The following is a 14,716-nucleotide window of genomic DNA, read 5'->3' on the forward strand; positions in this document are numbered from 1 at the left end:
TGCAGGATCGCGTTGATAGTTAAGAAGTTGTCTGTTGTTCTTGTGCTTTCGCGGCTTGCCAATGGGCTTCCATCTCGTCCAGCGAGGCCTCGGCCAAGGGTCGCCCGACGCTGGCAAGCTCACGTTCAACATAACGAAAGCGGCGCTCAAATTTCGCATTGGTAGTGCGCAGGCACTGCTCGGGGTTGGCCCCAAGGGTGCGGGCCAGGTTGGTAACGGCAAAGAGAAGATCGCCAACCTCCTCCTGGACATGCTGCTGATCACCGGCGGCGAGCGCTTCTTCCACTTCGTCCAGCTCCTCGCGAATTTTATCCATCACTCCGCGGGCATCCGGCCAGTCAAACCCCACTCTTGCGGCACGTTTTGATAGCTTGGCCGCACGGCTCAGTGCGGGCAATGTGCGCGGCACATCATCGAGTACCGAAGGCGCACTTTGGGCACGTTCAGCGCGTTCATCTGCTTTAAGTGCTTCCCAGCGTGAATTCACCTGCCTGGTTTGCACCTCCTCTGCGCTAACGCCGGGGGGACGACGCGATGCCAGGGTGCCATCGGGAAAGACATGGGGATGACGACGTAGCATTTTAGCGGTAAGCGTATCGATAATATCGTGGAAGTCGAACCGCTGCTCTTCAGCACCGAACTGGGCGTAATACACCACCTGAAACAGCAGATCGCCCAGCTCACCGGGCAACTCATCAAAAGCCCGCCGCTCGATGGCATCCGCCACTTCATACGCCTCTTCCAAAGTGTGGGGTACAATGCTGTCCCAATCCTGTTTGATATCCCACGGGCAGCCCTGCTCTGGGTCGCGCAGTACCGTCATTAACGTTAGTAAGTCTTCCAGGCGATAACCCATCAGGCGCCTCCCTTGCGGATGCCTTTTTCGGGGGCCGCATTACGCAGACGACGGACTTCGGTCACGTTGGGTAGCTGCTGGATACGCGAGAAAAGTCGTCCTAGTGACTCCAGGCCATCCACCTCCAGAGTAATACGCAGCCGGGCGATGCCTTCATCCGTGTCAGTTAGTGTGTTCACGGCCAGCACATTGACCTTTTCATTTCCCAAGAGGCCGGTAACATCCCGCAGCAGCCCCGAACGGTCCCAGGCCTGAATCTCAATGGTTACCGGGTAACGGGTATGAGCACGCTCGCCCCACTCCACTTCGATAATGCGCTGGGGTTCTTCCATCCGCAATTGGAGAATATTGCTGCAATCCTGGCGGTGCACTGTCACCCCACGGCCCTGGGTAATAAAGCCGACAATCGGCTCCCCCGGTACAGGACGGCAACAATTGGCCATACTGGTTTTCAGGTTGCCGACCCCCAACACGGTAATATCACTCTTGGCGGCCTTGCTGGGCTGACGGCGCGGCTTCGCCAGCAGGCGATCCAGTTGTTCCTGGTCGTCAGTTTCGCCAAACAGCTGCTGAGCCTGGTGGAGCACCTGGCCAATACGCAGGTCACCTGCCCCCAGCGCGGCATACATATCATCCGCATTTTGGTAATTAACCGCCTGGGCAAGCTTCGCCAGATCCAGTCCTTCGACATCCAGGCGACGCATTTCCCGTTCGAACAGTGCACGCCCCTCATCAAGGTTCTGGTCCCTCGCCTGATGTTTGAACCACGCCTGGATTTTGGCTCGCGCCCGGGAGGTACGCACATAGCCCAAGCTAGGATTTAACCAGTCACGACTGGGCCCGCCTTTAGTGGCCGTTAGGATTTCGATCTGCTGCCCGGTTTTCAATTTATAGGTTAACGGTACGATGCGGCCATTAACCTTCGCCCCACGGCAGCGGTGGCCAATTTCGGTGTGTACCCGGTAAGCAAAATCGATCGGCGTGGCGATACGCGGCAGGTCAATCACGTGGCCGTCGGGTGTGAAAACATAGATGCGGTCAGGCGCTACATCACTGGAAAGGCCTTCGCGAAGATCACCAAAACCGCCCACTTCATCCTGCCACTCCAACACTTGGCGCAACCAGGCGATTTTCTCTTCGTAACTACGGCTTTTGGCATTGGTGTCATGACCTTTATAACGCCAGTGGGCACAGACCCCAAGCTCCGCTTCATCGTGCATGGCGAAGGTACGGATCTGTATCTCCAACACTTTATTTTCCGGCCCCATCACTGCCGTGTGCAGAGACTGATAACCGTTTTTCTTCGGGTTGGCGATATAGTCGTCGAACTCATTTGGTACATGGTGCCAGCACGAGTGCACAATCCCCAGCACCGTATAGCAATCGGTCACCGCGGGTACCAGAATACGCACCGCGCGCACATCGTGCACTTGAGAAAAATCGATCCGTTTGCGCTTCATTTTGCGCCAAATGGAGTAAATGTGCTTTGCCCGCCCACTAACGTCATAGCGGTGGATATGCTGGGCTTCCATCAGGCTTTTCAGCGTTTCAACCACATCGTGGATATAGCGATCGCGATCCAGTCGCTTTTCAGCCAGTAGCTTGGCAATCGCCTTATATTCGTCTTCATGCAAATAGCGAAACGAAAGATCTTCAAGCTCCCATTTGATTTGCCCAATACCCAGGCGATGTGCCAACGGTGCATAGATATCGGCAACCTCACGGGCAACCTGTAAACATTTTTCCCGCGGGGCATCTTTTACCTGACGCAGCGCGCAGGTACGTTCGGCGATTTTAATCAGCGCGACACGGACATCACCCACCATATTGACCAGCATCTTACGCAGATTTTCCTGCTGGTTATGCTGGCTCATGCCATGATTGGGTGCCAATGGATAGCTGATGGCAGCCATCTGTAAAACGCCATCAATCAGCTTGGCAACCTCGTCACCAAAACGCTTGGCCACTTCCTCTATACTGATCAACCCTTCGCGCACAGCACGGTAGAGCACAGCAGCTTCCAACGTTGCCTGATCAAGCTTGAGTTCAGCAAGAATGTCTGCCATTTCAAGCCCCATGCGGAAGCTCGACCCAGGCGCAAGCCATACGCGATGGGTGCCGGGCGCTTCTCGCTCAAGCTGCTCGGCAAGCTCGCATGCCTGTCGCAGACGCTCAGGTTCACGTAGGCGCACATCTTCCTGAAGGCGCGTTAACCATTGTTGTATGTCCACCTTTCCGCTTTCAGTTAGCGGCTGGTCTTCACGCACTTTCACCATGACAATGACTCATCCTTTCTGGGTGACAACCTCCACTTAGTCGCCACCGAGGCTTGATGCAATGGGCCAACTAGCCCCCGTGTTCGAACAGCATCAGCGTTTCCATGTGGGCAGTGTGCAGGAACATATCTGCCACTGCTACCTGCTTGACGCGGTAACCTGCATGCATAAGGTGTGCCGCATCTCGAGCAAGGGTTGCCGGGTCGCAGGAAATATAGACCACTCTGGGTATTTTATAGCGGCCAATTGCCTGACAAATGGCTTCCGCGCCGCTGCGCGGCGGGTCGAGTACCAGCGCATCCAACGGCGATCGCTCCTGTAACAATGCATACACGGTTTCTGTATTACTCAAATCTGCCTGCTGGGCGCTTACATCCAGATGGTTGTGGCTGGCATTGGCAATTATGCGCTCAACCATTGCCGGGTTTCCTTCCACCGCATGTACATGGGTACCGGCAGCTGCCAGTGGTAGGCTGAAATTGCCTATACCCGCAAACAAATCCAGTAACTGCTGTCCTGGCTCGGGTGTTAGCCATGCCACCACCTGGGCCACCATCTTTTGATTGACCTCACCATTGACCTGCAAAAAATCACCGGGTGAAAACTGTAATGTTAAGGTCGCTTTCGCATTAGTGCCTGCTGAAAAAATAGCCTGCCCAATGCCCAAAGCCTTCAGCTCAAGCGTCTCATACAGCTGAGGTGCTGCACTGAACCAGTGCAATGCAGGTGTCTCACGCCCTAACCACGCCCCCAGTGCTACCTGCTGCGCTTCAGCAAAGGCTTGCCAGCGAGCGCTGTCCTGGGCGTGATGCTTAAGCTGACGCACTAGCACCACGGTTGTATCAGTGGTGGCCAAAAGTTCAATATGGCCCACCAAGCGTGGAGCTTCCAGTGCGGTTAACAACTGGCGTAACGGCATTATTAACGCCTGTAACTCAGGCACCAATACATGGCACTGGGTAATATCCACCAGACGATGAGAGTGGGGCGCGCGAAACCCCAGCATCACTTTACCTTGACCATCGACCTTAACACCCAACCGTGCGCGGCGCCGATAGTTTTCCTGGCTACCATTTAGAGCGGTGATGGCTCCCAGCTCAATGCCCTGCCGAGCCATTAACGCTGTCACCACATCACGCTTATGGGAACGCTGGGCATTGATTTCCAGGTGCTGAAGGTTACAGCCCCCACACTGAGCGAAATGTGCACAGGGCGGTGTGACCCGTAGAGCAGAGGAAGACAGCCGCGTTTTGATATGAGCCTCATCAAAACGCTTGCGTGTCACATGCACACCTACCTCAACGCGCTCGCCGGGCAGAGCCTGATCCACAAATACGGTTTTACCCATCGCATCATGGCTCACTCCCCGACCATCATGGGCTAAGCGTTCAATCACAAGCGGCGCCGCAGCATCCCCCTGAACAGGCGCTTTCCCACCAGGGATACGGGCCAGTCCAGAGTGTCCGGATGCTGGGCGGGGTGGCCGCCGCTTACCCAACATAGCCATCTATACCTCCGGGGCAAATAAGCCTGTGGAGAGATAGCGATCACCGCGGTCGCACACAATAAATACAATGACCGCATTCTCGGTCTGCTCAGCAATGCGCAGTGCACCTGCCAGGCTACCACCAGAGGATACACCAGCCAGAATGCCCTCTTCTCTGGCTAAACGACGCATATGTTCCTCTGCTTCCTGCTGCTCTATATCGAGGGTAACGTCCACCCTGGGCGCTTCAAAAATGGCGGGCAAGTACTCTTGTGGCCAACGGCGGATACCGGGAATACTGGCACCGTCAGCAGGCTGCAAACCCACTATCCGGATGGCCTCGTTTTGCTCTTTAAGATAGCGGGAAACGCCCATAATGGTACCTGTCGTGCCCATCGAACTCACGAAATGGGTCACTTCACCACCAGTTTGCCGCCATATTTCAGGCCCGGTTGTCCGGTAGTGCGCCAAGGGGTTATCCGGGTTGGCAAACTGGTTTAATGGCTTGCCTTCGCCTCTGGCAATCATGGCATCAGCAATATCCCGGGCTTCTTCCATTCCCCCCTCTTTACTGGCGGAAATAAGCGTGGCGCCATATGCCGCCATGGCCTGTTTCCGCTCGGCAGAGGCATTTTCCGGCATTACCAGTACCATCTTGTAGCCTTTAATGGCAGCAACCATCGCCAGGGCAATCCCCGTATTGCCTGATGTGGCTTCGATGAGTGTATCTCCAGGCGTAATTTCGCCACGGGCTTCAGCCTCGTTCAACATGGAGAGAGCCGGGCGATCCTTGACCGATCCCGCAGGATTGTTACCTTCCAGCTTGGCAAGCAGTGTATTGTTGCGACCTGCGGTGATCCGCTTTAAGCGCACTAGTGGCGTATTGCCGACCACATCTTCTAACGTGGGATAATTCATCTCGTACGTTCCTTATCGTAACCGTTATGCTGCATTATATCGGTGCTGCCTTTTGCTGGACAGGCAACCTCATTGAATCAACGAGCTTCTCTCATGTCTTTAAACACTCGCCTGCTGTTTGCCTTACTTGGTTTTCCACTGCTCGTCTATGCCGTGATGGCCATCTTATTGGTATTGCAAAGCGACGTAACCGGACGTGAAGCACTAAAAGAACGCTTGGTAAGCGCTGGAGAACTGCTGGCCCCAAACCTGGGGGAAGCGATGTCTGATGGCGATTTACCACGCCTGGAAACGATTGCAAGGCAGCTTCTGGAACACAGAAGCTTACGGGCAGTGACACTTTTTGATGAGCAGGGAAACCGGTTACTGGTGTTAGGCCACTCCATGCTCCCACCTCCCCGCCTACACGCACCCGATGGCACATCAGTGACCATGGAAGAGGACACATGGCGCCTGCAAGTACCGCTCGGTACCGTTTCCGCAAGCGGGATCAGCCGCGCTGAATCTGGCTGGCTGGAGGCTGAAATGGATATTCGTGCGCTCACTTTGGAGCGTTACAAGCTGATAGCCAGCTTAAGCCTGGGTGGTATGCTGCTGGGGCTTCTGCTGTTTCTCGTCGCGTTTGCCATAAGCCGCTACGCTACCCGCCCCATTGAGGAGGCTAATCAAGCACTTTACCGCTTGTCCCGGGGTGACTACCGGCTCTTTTTAACTGCCCACCGCTCTACCGAGCTGAAACAGCTCGCCATGCATATTAATAGTTTGGCAGAGCACTTTCAGCAGGCCCAGCGGGATATGCAGAGTCAAATTGAGCAGGCTACCAGCGAGCTTCAAGAGTCCATGGAGACCATTGAAGAACAAAATATCAAACTGGATCTTGCCCACCGCAGTGCCCTGCGAGCCAACGCAGTGAAGTCGGAGTTCCTGGCCAATATGAGCCATGAAATACGCACGCCGTTAAACGGCATTGTCGGTTTTTGCCGTTTGCTGGGTCGCTCATCACTGGATACACGCCAGCAGGAGTGGCTGGAGCATGTGCACCGGGCATGCGATAACCTGTTAATGCTGGTCAATGATGTACTCGATTTTTCAAAGCTTGAAGCCGACCGGCTCACCCTCGAAGAAGTCGAAGTGGATATCGTGGCACTGGTAGATGAGATTGTCGGGCTTAACGCTCCCGAAGCACAACGCAAACGGCTCCATCTGGTCGCCATGGTTTACGATGATGTTCCTACCCCACTATGCGGTGATCCACTCCGTATCCATCAGGTACTCAACAATCTCATCGGCAATGCCCTTAAGTTTACCACCAAGGGCGAGGTGATCGTGCGCGTGATGCTGGATAACCTGGAAGGGCAACACGTGGTACTGCATATCAGCGTCAGCGACACGGGTATCGGCCTAAGTGAAGAGCATCAACAACAATTATTCAGCGCTTTTTCCCAAGCGGAACCCAGTCACTCGCGCCAATTTGGAGGCAGCGGTCTTGGTCTGACAATTTGTCGCCAGTTAATTCAACGTATGGGGGGAGAAATCTCCGTAGAAAGCGAACTGGGCCAAGGGGCCACCTTCTCTTTCACACTGCCACTACTGGCACATCTGGCCGATGAGCGGCCACCAGAACTGACTCTGGCGAACCCCACGATACGCCTCCACGAACCTCACATACCAACGCGCAACGTCCTGGAGCACCTGCTGGAGAGGTGGGGAGCCAACCCCGTGACCTTTATTGAAGGCGGCCACGAAGAGTTATTGATTCTTGGCCTGGAGTATGAGGATTTTACCGGCGACCGCCGCACCTACTGGCAATCTGTTATAGAGCAAACGCCTTGCCCAACCCTTATATTGGCCAATACCACCAGCTTTGATTTGCCGTTATGGACTTTACCCAATGGCGGAGAGATGCTGTGCAAACCCTTTACCCGCGCACAGCTGGTGACTACGCTTAAACGATTGTTACAGCCCAGCCACACGCTGCCGGGTAGCAGCAGCAACACCCAGTTAGCCCGCACTCCCTCCTCATCAGCACTGACTGTTCTTATTGTGGATGACAACGCATCCAACCGCGAACTGCTACAGGCGATGCTTGAAAACGACCAGATACATATTGTCCTCGCTGCAAGCGGACAGGAGGCGCTTGACTATGCTCGCCAACAGATAGCTGATCTGGTGTTAATGGACATCCGCATGCCTGACATGGATGGCATTCAAACCACCCAGGCACTACGCCGTATCAATAACAACTGGGCACGCTGCCCGATCGTCGCTGTCACCGCTCATGTTCTGAACAACGAGCGGCAGCAGTGGCTGACCGAGGGGTTAGACGATGTGTTGGTCAAACCCATCAACGAAGCACAGCTCCAGCAGCTGTTACAACGTTTCCTGGGTATGGCACCTATGGAGCAAAAATTAATTGAGGCTCCTCCGTCACATCCACCCATTAGTATCCCACCTGGAAAACTCCCGGCTATTGATCTTGTGCTGGGTACACGGCTGGCAGGCGGTAAAGAAGCACTGGCCAGAGAGCAGTTAAAGCGCTTAATCGACAGCCTGGCTGAAAGCGAACAACAGATGCGCCGGGCCTATGCCGACCAGGATTTAACCGCACTACTGGATTGCGTCCATGGGCTTAATGGTGCCAGCCGCTACTGCGGAGCACCTGAGCTGGCATTAATTGTTGAAACACTGGAAACGCGCTTACGCACCGGCAGACTGCGTCATGCAGAAGACTTGCTTGATGAACTGTATGAAGCAATGAGGCGGCTACGGGAGCAGCGCGACAGCGTGAGTTAGCATTGCCGCTCAAGTACCACAAAGGCCAGCGCATAATCAGCCTCATCACTTAGCGTTACATGCACCGCCGTGGCGCCGCTGGCTTGAAATAAGCGTAGCGCCTCACCACTTAATTGAAGGCTTGGCTTGCCGAGTGCATCATTAACCACCTGGATCTCCGTCCACTGCATGCCACTGCGCAGACCAAGCCCAAGGGCTTTTACGAAGGCCTCTTTTGCTGCAAAACGTTTTGCCAGATAAGCCACCGGCTCGCCTTTCTGGCGCCAGACTTCCTGCTCGTCGCTGCCCAGAATACGCGCGGCAAAGCGCGGTCCATGACGCAGAACGGCCCGTGAGAACCGCTCAACCCGCGCTATATCTGAGCCTATCCCCACTATCATCGGTTAATGTCCGCAGCACCCGTTGTGATGCTCATGCTCATGCTCATGATCGTGGTCATGCTCATGGGCATCTAATGCCGCCATTAACCCTGCTTCCTGGCCTGCGATGATTAAGCGCTTCATTTCCTGTACCGCTTCTTTTAAACCTACAAAGAGCGCGCGGGCAATAATAGCGTGACCAATGTTTAACTCATTGACGCCAGGAAGCGCCGCAACAGCTTCCACATTGTGATAGTGAAGCCCATGCCCCGCATTCACGACCAACCCCAATGAAACCGCCTGAATGGCAGCTGCACTTAAGCGGCCATACTCTGCGTTAGCCGCCTCACTGCCTGGCCTTACTTCTGCGTAGGCACCGGTATGTAGTTCAATAGTAGGCGCGCCAGCCCGCCTGGCGGCATCAATTTGCGCTTCTACCGGGTCGATAAACAGCGATACATCACAACCCGCTGCCTTCAGTCGCTGGCAGGCACTGGCAATCTGATCAAAATTGCCCACTACGTCCAGGCCACCTTCTGTGGTCAGCTCCTCACGTTTTTCCGGCACCAGGCAGACGTGCGCAGGGCGCACTTCTTCTGCCAGCACCAGCATCGCTTCCGTTACCGCCATTTCCAGGTTCATCCGCGTGTTGAGCACTTCAGCCAACAGGAGGACATCCCGGGGTTGAATATGGCGACGGTCTTCGCGTAAGTGTACGGTAATACCATCAGCCCCAGCCTCTTCAGCCAGCAGTGCTGCCTGAACAGGGTCTGGATAGCGGGTACCGCGCGCCTGGCGCAACGTCGCAATATGGTCAATGTTTACGCCTAACAGAATGCGCGGGGGGTGCATAGCGTGTCTCCATTAATTAATATCAGCCTGCCAGTTTAGCGTTGCCGACGACGGGCCAAATCCAGCATAAGCTCTCGGGAGCGCAAAGTGGTTGTCCCCAAAAGGGGGGCAAGCGCCGCCCGCATCACCACCTTTAAGGCACTGGCTAATCCATCAGGTTGCCAGTCGCCCTGCTCAATGTAGCGCAGCGTGCGCCCTTCTATCCCTTGCTCAGCGGGAATAAACGCCCGGCTTGACGACTCGAAACGATAGCGCAGCTGTGGGTCCAGAGCACCACCATCGGGGGTGCAAAAAAGAGGCGTTGCTTCCAGTACTTCAAGCAGTGCCCACTCAAACCTGCGCAGAGCGAGCGCCCGCTCGGCAGGTGTTGTCAAGGCACCCAACAGGGCACTATAAAACGCAAATACATCCTGGGCATTCAGTTCCAGTGGGAGGAGTCGGGTGGCAATTTCATTGGCATAAAGACCACACAGTAGTCCTTCACCCGCCAGCAGTGCCGTTTGCCCACGGGATTCCATCAGCGTCAATCGTTTGAGTTCCCGCTCGCCGCGCCAGGCAACAAACAGAGGAGTAAACGGTTGAAGTCGCTGGCGGGATTTTGAGCCGGGCCGCTGCCCCCCGTGAGCAACCGCCCTGATGCGGCCATGATTCAGCGTGAGTAGATCGACCAGGGCACTGGTTTCACGGTAAGGCCTGCGGTGCAGTAAAAAAGCGGGCTCTGCCGACATGACAGCACTCAATCGAGATCGTAACCCAGGCTTTTTAACGCACGCTCATCATCCGACCAGCCGCGCTTCACTTTAACCCAGAGATTCAGCATCACTTTGGTGCCCAGCGCCCGCTCCATATCCAAACGCGCTTCACGTCCAATACTCTTGATACGGTCGCCATTTTCACCAATCAGAATGACTTTCTGGCCCTGGCGCTCAACCAGAATCAGTGCGCTTATATGGGTAACCCGCTCAGTTTCGCGAAACTCTTCGATTTCCACGGTCATCTGGTAAGGCAATTCGTCACCCAACTGGCGCATGACTTTTTCACGTACCAGCTCTGCCGCCATAAAGCGCAGGCTTTTATCGGTGACCTGATCCTCCGGGAAGAAGTGAATGCTTTCAGGCAGGTGTTTTGCCACTTCTGCTTCCAGTGTCTCTACCTGGGTACCGTGCTTGGCAGAAATGGGCACTACTGCGGCGAACTCACGACGGGCACCTACTTCGGCCAGCCATGGCAGCAGGTCACTTTTGTCGTTTAGGCGGTCTACTTTGTTCACCGCCAGAATAACCGGTGCCTGCACATGCTCCAGACGTTTTAAGACCGCCTGGTCTTCGTCGGTCCAGCGGGTACGGTCAATAATGAATACCACACAGTCCACATCACGAAGCGCCTGGGTTGCCGCTTGGTTCATAAAGCGGTTGATCGCCTTATTGCGATCTTTGGACATGATATGCATGCCCGGCGTATCAACATAGATGAACTGGGTCTCATCAACTGTTTTTATCCCCATCACCTGGTGCCGTGTAGTTTGCGGGCGGCGGGAAGTGATGGAAATTTTTTGCCCTAGAATCCGATTCATGAGGGTTGACTTGCCTACGTTGGGCCGACCAACGATGGCCACGAATCCGCAGGTTTGGCTCATGATTTGTCTCCAGGGTGTTTTTCAAGATGGGAAAGCGCTTCTTCAGCTGCCTGCTGCTCGGCATGGCGGCGACTGGGGCCTTTACCGGTAGTATGCTCACTTAACAGCTCAATATAGCACTCCACGGTAAAGGTCTGGGCATGCGCCTCCCCCTTTACAGAGACCACTTCATAGCGCGGCAACGCGGCTTGGCGCGACTGCAAAAACTCTTGTAAGCGTGTTTTAGGATCTTTCTGGGTATCTTGCAGTGAAATATTCTCAAGACGTTCGGCATACCAGGCTAATACGCGCTCTCGTACAGCATCCATCCCTGCATCCAGATAGATGGCCCCCATCACAGCTTCGACAGCATCCGCCAAAATCGATTCGCGGCGATGCCCACCACTCTTCATCTCGCCAGAACCAAGCCGAAGACACTCACCAAACTCCATCTCACGAGCCAACTCCGCCAGGGTTTGCCCCTTCACCAGACGTGCACGCAAGCGGGATAGCTGGCCTTCTCTGGCCTGGGGAAAGCGTTGGAACAGCGCTTCTGCAATGATAAAGTTGACGATAGAGTCACCTAGAAATTCCAGGCGCTCATTGTTACGACCACCGTAGCTACGATGGGTCATGGCCAGTTCCAGAAGCGAATGGTCGCCAAAGGTATAGCCGATTCGTCGGCAAAAAGCGGTTAAGGAATTACTCACAATGCTCCTACGTCATTGACGTTAACTAAGGTGACCACACTAACGGTTCGCAATATAAACAGCTTCATTCAATACGCCGCACACTGGTAAAGCTTGGTAGACCGCCATCCCAATGCATCCATACAGCAAAGGCTCGACCAACGATGTTCTCCTCCGGTACAAAGCCCCAATAACGGCTGTCGTTGGAGTGGTCACGGTTATCCCCCATGGTGAAATAGTGACCTTCAGGAACGACAACTTCACGCATTTGCGGACCAGGATCACGGGGGTTGTTATAAATATAGTGGCTTACACTACCTAGCCGCTCTTCTAATAATAGCTGCTGGGGAGAAAGTGCAGGCCCCTCTTCAATCAGTGATTTGGAAACTGCTTCACCATTAATGTAAAGCTGCTTGCCTTCATAACGTACACGGTCACCGGGAAGACCAACAACGCGCTTGATAAAGTTGACCGACGGCTCTTCAGGGAAGCGAAATACCATGACATCGCCCCGCTCTGGATCGTCCACCTCCAAAAAGCGGTTATGCACGACAGGTAGGCGCAAGCCGTAGGCGAATTTATTCACCAGAATAAAGTCACCCACTTCAAGCGTGGGCTTCATGGAGCCAGAGGGAATCTGAAACGGCTCAATAATGAAGCTGCGCACCACTAACACGACCAGCAGGACCGGGAAAAAAGAGCGTGAGTAATCAACCGGCCATGGCTCTTTTAGGAGTTTTTCCCGCGTGGGTGCGTCCAATCCTTCCGTTGTCGCTGCCTCTGCTGTGGCTACCCGCTCACGTCGTTTAGCACGCAGCCAGAGCACATCTACCAAATAGATAGCCCCGGAAACGGCTACCGCCAATACCAGTAATAATGAAAAATCCATGGGGGGTTAGTATCCCTAGTCGTTTACCTTGAGCACAGCAAGGAATGCATCCTGGGGAATTTCGACACGCCCCACCTGTTTCATCCGTTTCTTACCGGCTTTCTGTTTCTCAAGCAGTTTCTTTTTACGGCTCACATCACCGCCATAACACTTTGCGGTAACGTTCTTGCGTAGTGCTTTTACTGTTGAGCGTGCTACGACCTGTCCACCTATCGCAGCCTGAATCGCCACATCAAACATCTGACGCGGAATCAGTTCTTTCATTTTCTCAACCAACAGGCGACCACGGTTATGGGCATGATCACGGTGAATAATTACCGCCAAAGCATCCACCTTATCACCGTTAATCAATACATCCAGACGTACCAACTTGGCAGCCTCAAAGCGCTCAAAATTATATTCCAGCGAGGCATAGCCACGTGAAATGGATTTTAAGCGGTCGAAGAAGTCCATGACCACTTCCGACATCGGCAGTTCATAGGTTAGCTGAATTTGATTTCCCAGGAACTGCATATCCAGTTGCGTTCCGCGCCGCTGCTCACACTCGGCAATGACGTTACCCACATACTCCTGCGGCACCAGGATACTGGCCCGCACAATGGGTTCACGCATTTGCTCCACATCGGCCATATCCGGCAGTTTGGATGGGTTGGATACGTATTGGATATCGCCATTTTTCATGGCCAGTTCGTAGACCACCGTCGGTGCAGTGGTCAGCAGATCCAGATCATACTCACGTTCGAGACGCTCTTGTATGATTTCCATGTGCAGTGTGCCAAGAAAACCAACACGGAAACCAAAGCCCAGCGCATCCGAGTTTTCCGGTTCGTACTCTAGAGAGGCATCGTTAAGGGCAAGTTTCTCCAGCGCATCACGGAAATCTTCATAATCATCGGCGCTCACCGGGAACATACCGGCGTATACCTGGGGTTTCACTTTCTGGAAGCCGGGCAGACGTGGCACATCAGGGGTTTTGGTATGCGTGATGGTATCACCCACCGGCGCGCCATGAATCTCTTTAATCCCCGCCACAATAAAGCCCACTTCACCTGCACGTAGAATATTGGTCTCTTTGCGCAGTGGGGTAAAAATGCCTACTTCAGTGGCATTCCAATCACGGCCTGTCGACTTGATACGAATTTTATCGCCTTTTCGCAAGGTGCCATCAAATAAGCGCACCAGGGAAACAACGCCTAAATAGTTATCAAACCAGGAGTCTATAATCAGCGCCTGCAAAGGCGCACCAGGGTCACCCTTGGGGGGTGGGATATCACGCACCAGTCGCTCAAGCAGTGCATCAATACCGATCCCGCTTTTCGCTGATACCTGACATGCATCCGTGGCATCCAGGCCAATAATCTCCTCAACTTCCTGGGCAACACGGTCTGGATCTGCCTGGGGCAAATCAATTTTATTAAGTACCGGCAGCACTTCCAGTCCCTGCTCAATGGCGGTATAGCAGTTCGCCACAGACTGTGCCTCTACCCCCTGGGCGGCATCCACGACCAGCAGAGCGCCTTCACAGGCATAGAGCGAGCGTGATACTTCGTAAGAGAAATCCACGTGCCCCGGCGTATCAATAAAATTGAGCTGATAAAGATTTCCATCCGCCGCCGTATAATCCAGCGTTACCGACTGAGCCTTAATGGTAATGCCACGCTCCCGCTCAATATCCATGGAGTCGAGCACCTGCTCCTTCAGCTCACGCTCAGTCAAACCGCCACAGGTCTGAATCAAGCGGTCAGAGAGTGTCGATTTTCCGTGGTCGATGTGAGCGATGATAGAGAAATTTCGAATATGCTTGAGTTTTCCGCTGGAAACGTCATGGGACATCGAGTGTGTTCTGCCTTATTGGTACGCAAGGGGCTTGATCAACCGTCCCTTCAAGCTATCAGGCTTAAAAAGCACGCTGTTGTAGGACCGCATTGCCAATTTTCGTCAAAAGATAGCCGCTATTGTAGCGATATGCGCAGGATAGGAACA

At 54.1% G+C, this 14,716-nt stretch carries 12 protein-coding genes; 1 reads left to right on the forward strand and 11 read right to left on the reverse strand.

Translation table 11 applies throughout. From position 1 onward, the window contains the following. Window positions 1-19: 19 nt before the first annotated feature. The 4 genes from mazG to cysM form a co-directional block, all read right to left on the reverse strand. The gene (gene mazG / locus HP566_RS01285) at window positions 20-856 is read right to left on the reverse strand and encodes a nucleoside triphosphate pyrophosphohydrolase (RefSeq protein WP_249975446.1); all 837 of its coding nucleotides are present in this window, start codon (window positions 854-856) and stop codon (window positions 20-22) included. Further along, window positions 856-3,132 carry a GTP diphosphokinase gene (gene relA, locus HP566_RS01290; protein WP_249975447.1) on the reverse strand — a complete coding sequence of 759 codons (2,277 nt, stop codon included), beginning with the start codon at window positions 3,130-3,132 and terminating at the stop codon, window positions 856-858. The genes mazG and relA overlap by 1 nt, the downstream gene beginning before the upstream one ends. A 70-nt stretch (window positions 3,133-3,202) precedes the next feature. Then, window positions 3,203-4,639 carry a 23S rRNA (uracil(1939)-C(5))-methyltransferase RlmD gene (rlmD, locus tag HP566_RS01295; RefSeq protein WP_249975448.1) on the reverse strand — a complete coding sequence of 479 codons (1,437 nt, stop codon included), beginning with the start codon at window positions 4,637-4,639 and terminating at the stop codon, window positions 3,203-3,205. After that, complete coding sequence (gene cysM / locus HP566_RS01300; RefSeq protein WP_249975449.1) at window positions 4,640-5,536, reverse strand: cysteine synthase CysM; 897 nt, start codon at window positions 5,534-5,536, stop codon at window positions 4,640-4,642. Window positions 5,537-5,629: 93 nt separating this feature from the next. Between cysM and HP566_RS01305 the strand changes: the two genes are divergently transcribed. Then, window positions 5,630-8,329, forward strand: coding sequence for an ATP-binding protein (locus HP566_RS01305; protein ID WP_249975450.1), 2,700 nt, complete (start codon window positions 5,630-5,632; stop codon window positions 8,327-8,329). Here the strand turns inward: HP566_RS01305 and acpS are convergent. The 7 genes from acpS to lepA all read right to left on the reverse strand — a co-directional run bounded on the left by acpS (window position 8,326) and on the right by lepA (window position 14,566). Beyond that, window positions 8,326-8,709, reverse strand: coding sequence for a holo-ACP synthase (gene acpS / locus HP566_RS01310; protein WP_249975451.1), 384 nt, complete (start codon window positions 8,707-8,709; stop codon window positions 8,326-8,328). The genes HP566_RS01305 and acpS overlap by 4 nt on opposite strands. A 3-nt stretch (window positions 8,710-8,712) precedes the next feature. Next, on the reverse strand, window positions 8,713-9,540 hold the full coding sequence (gene pdxJ / locus HP566_RS01315) for a pyridoxine 5'-phosphate synthase (protein WP_249975452.1): 828 nt from the start codon (window positions 9,538-9,540) through the stop codon (window positions 8,713-8,715). Between the two features lie 35 nt (window positions 9,541-9,575). Beyond that, entirely contained in the window at window positions 9,576-10,268 is a 693-nt protein-coding gene (gene recO / locus HP566_RS01320) for a DNA repair protein RecO (protein WP_249975453.1), read from the reverse strand. 8 nt (window positions 10,269-10,276) lie between these two features. Next, the gene (gene era, locus HP566_RS01325) at window positions 10,277-11,176 is read right to left on the reverse strand and encodes a GTPase Era (protein WP_249975454.1); all 900 of its coding nucleotides are present in this window, start codon (window positions 11,174-11,176) and stop codon (window positions 10,277-10,279) included. Continuing rightward, on the reverse strand, window positions 11,173-11,865 hold the full coding sequence (gene rnc, locus HP566_RS01330; RefSeq protein ID WP_249975455.1) for a ribonuclease III: 693 nt from the start codon (window positions 11,863-11,865) through the stop codon (window positions 11,173-11,175). The genes era and rnc overlap by 4 nt, the downstream gene beginning before the upstream one ends. 64 nt (window positions 11,866-11,929) lie before the next feature. Further along, complete coding sequence (gene lepB, locus HP566_RS01335) at window positions 11,930-12,733, reverse strand: signal peptidase I (protein ID WP_249975456.1); 804 nt, start codon at window positions 12,731-12,733, stop codon at window positions 11,930-11,932. A 15-nt stretch (window positions 12,734-12,748) separates the two neighbouring features. Then, on the reverse strand, window positions 12,749-14,566 hold the full coding sequence (gene lepA, locus HP566_RS01340; RefSeq protein WP_249975457.1) for a translation elongation factor 4: 1,818 nt from the start codon (window positions 14,564-14,566) through the stop codon (window positions 12,749-12,751). Between the last annotated feature and the right edge of the window lie 150 nt (window positions 14,567-14,716).

Source organism: Vreelandella olivaria, from assembly GCF_023507745.1.
Lineage (GTDB): Bacteria > Pseudomonadota > Gammaproteobacteria > Pseudomonadales > Halomonadaceae > Vreelandella > Vreelandella olivaria_A.

Coding starts and splice junctions, on each gene's coding strand:
- relA (WP_249975447.1), bottom strand. CDS start 3,132: ATGGTGAAAGTGCGTGAAGACCAGCCGCTAACTGAAAGCGGAAAGGTG.
- era (WP_249975454.1), bottom strand. CDS start 11,176: ATGAGCCAAACCTGCGGATTCGTGGCCATCGTTGGTCGGCCCAACGTA.
- pdxJ (WP_249975452.1), bottom strand. CDS start 9,540: ATGCACCCCCCGCGCATTCTGTTAGGCGTAAACATTGACCATATTGCG.
- recO (WP_249975453.1), bottom strand. CDS start 10,268: ATGTCGGCAGAGCCCGCTTTTTTACTGCACCGCAGGCCTTACCGTGAA.
- acpS (WP_249975451.1), bottom strand. CDS start 8,709: ATGATAGTGGGGATAGGCTCAGATATAGCGCGGGTTGAGCGGTTCTCA.
- HP566_RS01305 (WP_249975450.1), top strand. CDS start 5,630: ATGTCTTTAAACACTCGCCTGCTGTTTGCCTTACTTGGTTTTCCACTG.
- lepA (WP_249975457.1), bottom strand. CDS start 14,566: ATGTCCCATGACGTTTCCAGCGGAAAACTCAAGCATATTCGAAATTTC.
- rlmD (WP_249975448.1), bottom strand. CDS start 4,639: ATGGCTATGTTGGGTAAGCGGCGGCCACCCCGCCCAGCATCCGGACAC.
- cysM (WP_249975449.1), bottom strand. CDS start 5,536: ATGAATTATCCCACGTTAGAAGATGTGGTCGGCAATACGCCACTAGTG.
- lepB (WP_249975456.1), bottom strand. CDS start 12,733: ATGGATTTTTCATTATTACTGGTATTGGCGGTAGCCGTTTCCGGGGCT.
- mazG (WP_249975446.1), bottom strand. CDS start 856: ATGGGTTATCGCCTGGAAGACTTACTAACGTTAATGACGGTACTGCGC.